Consider the following 1611-nt stretch of genomic DNA (forward strand, 5'->3'; position numbering starts at 1 on the left):
TTAACCCGCTTTATTCATCAGCTAGTTTTAACCAATTAAGAAAGGAGAAATATAAATTTCAATTTTTAACTAAGCGTTATTGTCTATTTTATTGATTTAATTTCTCACTTTTTGAGCGTGTTTTTCTATAGGTTTGATTGAAATTAGGTCAGTTTTTCGCGACAAGACATACCTATCCCGAGCTTGTCATTTTTTTCTTGATGACAAGCTTACTTTAAAGCGATGAGATTTCGAAATAAATCCTTATAAACAAAGGCTTTGGAGAGCTTGTAATAAACTCGTCTTTTAGTTGTCTTAATAGTTGCTCCAACCTTTAAAAGATAAGTTCTAATTGAAGATACTTGCCATTTTTGAACTGTTTTATCTCCTACTAATTTTATTTCCTCTTTGATTAATCGCATGAACTCATAGGAAATTGAACTCATCATCAATCGAAAAAAATTTGCTGTAAAACTATGATTAGAAAGCCTATCAGAAAAACACATGTTTTTCACTTCTTTGATTCTGTTTTCACTTCTGTCACCTCGTTTTACGTAAAAATCAAAATAAATCTCTCGCGCTTCTTTCCCTTCAATATTACTTACAAAATGGCGGACATTCATTCCTAGTCCTGTACTTTCAATTTTGGCATAACACTTCTGTGGTTTGTCCCAACTTTTTGCCTGATATGTGTATTCAATAAAATGTTGGTATTTTTTTCCTTGTTCAAGGTATAGTTTCCGAACTGCTTTTTCAGCTCTTAAAACCTTTTCTTTCAACACATTATTACTTGCAATGCCTGTAGCGAAAAACAGGCTGTATTTATCCGCAACTTTATAGAAGGCAGGACAACTAAATCCGCTGTCCGTACGAATGGTGATTTTTAAATCGGGATACATCGCTCTTATTCTCTTGACTATTCTCGTAAGAATACCTGCATACCATTTATTGGAATGACTGTTACCTGGTCTTAAAACAGGTAAAATGATTTGTCCAGTTTCACCATCATGAAAAAACAGTTCGTTATACATAAACTGCTCATAAAAACCATTAAACATTGTTAGTTGCTGTTTGCCATGAGTTGGATCATCGGTAGCATCGACATCAATAATTATTTCATCACGACCTTCCAAGCTTTCCACATATCGGTCTATAAAATCATAACATAAAGAGAAAATACTTGCTTTATCAAAACAGTTTTCAAATCTTGAGATGGTTGGTTGAGAAGCTAAGTCACCTTGAAGAACATCTTTGAATAAAGGATCATTTTTAAGGTGATTAACATCATTAACGTCCTCATAACCTTGGATTAGCATAAATACGCGCTGCTTTAACTGCGAGTATCTGTCGTAAATGGTATACAAGGGATTACGGTTATCTGGAATAAATGAACTTATTCTTTTTAACAAGCCATGTTTTCTCTCTAATTGCTCCAAATAAATCAAGGCTCCATCAGAACTTATCTCTTGAGCTGAAAAATCTACTAAAACCTCTTTTTTACCTCGATAAAATACTGTATTTTTGATACTCATAATTGGGTGTGCTAAAAGTGTATGTTTTTTATGTTTAAGCACTTTAAAAATAACACTTTGCACCCTTTTATCCTATCTTTCTATGAATTTTTCGGGTTAA

Annotated in this window: 1 protein-coding gene; it reads right to left on the bottom strand. The window is 32.9% G+C overall.

Annotation, left to right across the window (positions count from 1 at the left end; translation table 11 throughout):
- Nucleotides 1-209: 209 nt before the first annotated feature.
- On the bottom strand, nucleotides 210-1511 hold the full coding sequence (locus DIT68_RS16145) for an IS1380 family transposase (RefSeq protein ID WP_146194254.1): 1302 nt from the start codon (nucleotides 1509-1511) through the stop codon (nucleotides 210-212).
- Between the last annotated feature and the right edge of the window lie 100 nt (nucleotides 1512-1611).

This window comes from Brumimicrobium oceani, from assembly GCF_003143775.1.
Lineage (GTDB): Bacteria > Bacteroidota > Bacteroidia > Flavobacteriales_D > Crocinitomicaceae > Brumimicrobium > Brumimicrobium oceani.